The 3197-nt window shown below is 61.9% G+C and carries 2 protein-coding genes; both read left to right on the forward strand.

The genetic code is table 11. The features are described from left to right. The first annotated feature begins 626 nt into the window (after positions 1-626). Positions 627-2168, forward strand: a complete 1542-nt coding sequence (gene istA / locus AC5ZG5_RS45815; RefSeq protein ID WP_456647201.1) for an IS21 family transposase — start codon at positions 627-629, stop codon at positions 2166-2168. A 16-nt stretch (positions 2169-2184) separates the two neighbouring features. Next, complete coding sequence (gene istB, locus AC5ZG5_RS45820; protein ID WP_456647202.1) at positions 2185-2946, forward strand: IS21-like element ISFK1 family helper ATPase IstB; 762 nt, start codon at positions 2185-2187, stop codon at positions 2944-2946. Positions 2947-3197: the final 251 nt, after the last annotated feature.

The following is a 3197-nucleotide window of genomic DNA, read 5'->3' on the forward strand; positions in this document are numbered from 1 at the left end:
GGTCGTTCTGGCGCAGGGCTCATCAGGCAACTGCGCGCAAAGCCCATCTCAAGAAAAAATTACAACTGTAATGCTAGCGGAACGTCTGAGGCAACGTAATCGTAGTAATGGTATTCCTCACGTAGAAGCCAAATGTCACGGGTAGGCGACCTCAGTGCTGTCTTTTCGCATCGGGAAGCAGATGCTGTGGGTGATCTTCTCGTCCTTTCGGCGACCACCCTCCGCGACAGCCCGTCCCACGAGCTGCTTACGGCACGCAAGATCGAGAATCTGTACGATTGCAGCGCGGCGGACGATCAATAGTGCAATTGGCGCCTGAGGATATCGTGTCCGCCGCGATAGGTACTGTCGATCGCGAGAGCCGAGAAATGATGGAAAACTGGATTCGTCCCGCGCCCTTGCACTGACCAATCCCGAAGATCGGAAGCTCGTCCTTCTAGGAAGTGTCCTTGGTGCATGTTTCGCGGGATCGTGAGCACGGATTTCAGGGGATCGTGAGCAGAGATTTCAGACGATCGTGAGCACGGATTTCGCGGGATCGTGAGCAAGTTTTCAGCAGCTCAGCCCGCTTCGGCCGACAACTCAACCGGCTTAGGAACTGCCTCGTCAGTGAACGAGGAAGGCCGATGCCCACCCAGAGATTGTCGATGCGCCGGATCAAAGAGGTTGTCCGCTTAAAACATGTTCAAGGCTTGCCGGAGCGAGCCATCGCGCGCACCCTGGGCATCAGCAACGGTGCCGTGCACAGCTATCTGCGCCGAGCCGGGGCTGCCGGGCTGAACTGGCCGTTGCCGGCCGGAATGACCGACGAAGACCTGGAGCTGCTGCTTTTCCCTGCGCCGAAGCCTGCGTCGCAGAGCCCCCAGCGGCCCATTCCCGACTGGGGCTATGTCGACAAGGAGCTGCGCCGGCGCAACGTGACCCGCCGGCTGCTGTGGGACGAGTATCGCGCCAGCCATCCCGATGGCTTCGGCTACACATGGTTCTGCACGACCTACGAGGCCTGGAAGGGGCGGGCCCGGCCTTCGATGCGGCAGACCCATCTGGGCGGCGAGAAGGTCTTCGTGGATTTCGCCGGCGACACCATCGACGTCATCGACCCCTCAAGTGGGGAAGTGCAGTCGATGAAGCTGTTCGTCGCGGCGATGGGCGCGTCCAATTATACGTACGCCGAGGCCTGCCCAAGCGAGGGGCTCGCCGACTGGATCCGGCTCCACGTCAACCTTTTCGCCTTCCTCGGCGGCGCGCCGACATTCGTGGTCTGCGACAATCTCAAGGCCGCCGTCACCAATCCCGACCGCCACGATCCTGGCCTCAACCGAACCTATGCCGAGATGGCGAGCCATTACGACACGGCCATTCTCGCAGCCCGGCCGCGGCGCCCAAAAGATAAGGCAAAGGTCGAAGTTGCGGTGCAAGTCGCCCAGCGATGGATTCTGGCGCGGCTGCGCAACCAACGCTTCTTTTCGTTGGCGGAGCTGAACGCAGCCATCAAAATACTCGTCGTCGAACTCAATGCCCGACAGATCCGCGACTTTGGCGCCAGCCGCGCCGAACTGTTCGCCGAACTCGACAAGCCCAAGCTCACAAAGCTGCCGGACCAGGCTTACGCTTTCGCGCACTGGAAGCGCTGTCGGGTCGGCCCCGACTATCATATCGAGATCGACGGACACTGGTATTCCACGCCGTATCGGCTCATCCGTGAGCTCGTCGATGCGCGCATTGACGACAGGACGGTCGAGATCTTCCACAACGGCCGCAGGATTGCCAGCCACGCTCGCGCGCCCAACCGGCGGGGCCACACCACCATCGCCGACCACATGCCCAGCGCCCATCGGCGCTACGGCCAATGGACGCCCGCCAGAGTGATCGCCGCCGGTGAGCGGATCGGTCCGTCGACCGCCGCCTTCTTCCAGGCCGTGATCGCGGCCCGGCCGCATCCCGAGCAAGGCTTTCGCACCTGCCTCGGCATTCTGTCGCTGGCCAAAAGCTACAGCGCCGAGCGCGTCGACGCGGCCTGCCGGCGCGGCATTCTGATCAAGGCGCGATCCGTCGCCTCGATCCGCTCCATCCTCCAGAACGGCCTGGATCGCACCTTTCTCGACGAGCCCTCCGAACCCCAACCCCTGCGCCACGGCAACATCCGCGGCCGGGATTATTTCCACTGAAGCCAAGGAGACCTGTATGCTCAACCATCCCACCCACGAACGCCTGATCGAGCTCGGCTTGAGCGGCATGGCCAAGGCCTTCGAGGAGCAGCGCCGATCACCTGATCTCGAAGCCTTGCCGTTCGAAGATCGCATCGGCCTGCTGGTCGACCGGGAAGCCGCGGAACGCGACACCAGGCGGCTCACCACGCGCCTCAAGCTGGCCGCGCTCCGCCAGAATGCCTGCGTGGAGGACGTCGATTTGCGCACGCCGCGGGGGATCGACCGGGCCGTCTTCGCCAAGCTCGTCAGCGGCGACTGGATCGATCGCCACGAGAATTTGCTTCTAACCGGGGCGACCGGATTGGGCAAAAGTTGGTTAGCCTGTGCCCTCGGCCACAAGGCCTGCCGCGACAATCGCTCGGTTCTCTATCATCGCGTCCCAAGATTGTTCGAGGCGTTGGCGCTCGCGCGGGGCGATGGACGTTATGCCCGCTTGCTCAAAACCCTTGGCCGCGCCCAGCTTCTGATTTTGGACGATTGGGGATTGTCGGTGCTCACCGCTGCCGAGCGGCGCGATCTACTCGAAGTCCTCGAGGACCGCCATGGCCGCGCCTCCACCATCGTAACCAGCCAACTCCCTGTGGACACATGGCACGAAGTTATCGGAGACCCAACCTACGCCGACGCCGTCCTCGATCGCCTCGTCCATAACGCTCACCGCCTCCAGCTGGCCGGCGAAAGCATGCGAAAACGCAACGCCAAAACCATCACCCTTGACGAGCAGCCAGAACGCTGACTCTATCACCGCCTCGGCCGGAGCGGGCTGCTCACGATCGTCTGAATTCGGCGCTCATGATCGCGCGAAATCGCTGCTCACCATCAGTGAAATATGCATCCTTGGTCAGAAAAGCCTTAAGCGGATCGTCTCCCAACCCGCATCCGTTGTCTTTGCAGGAAACGATCATGGACTTGAAATGGACCCCGATTGTGGGACCACGTGCTTAGTTGGAAGGGGCTGCTCCGTTTGATAGACGGAGCGCATGATGA

The organism is Bradyrhizobium sp. Ses1 (assembly GCF_059512365.1).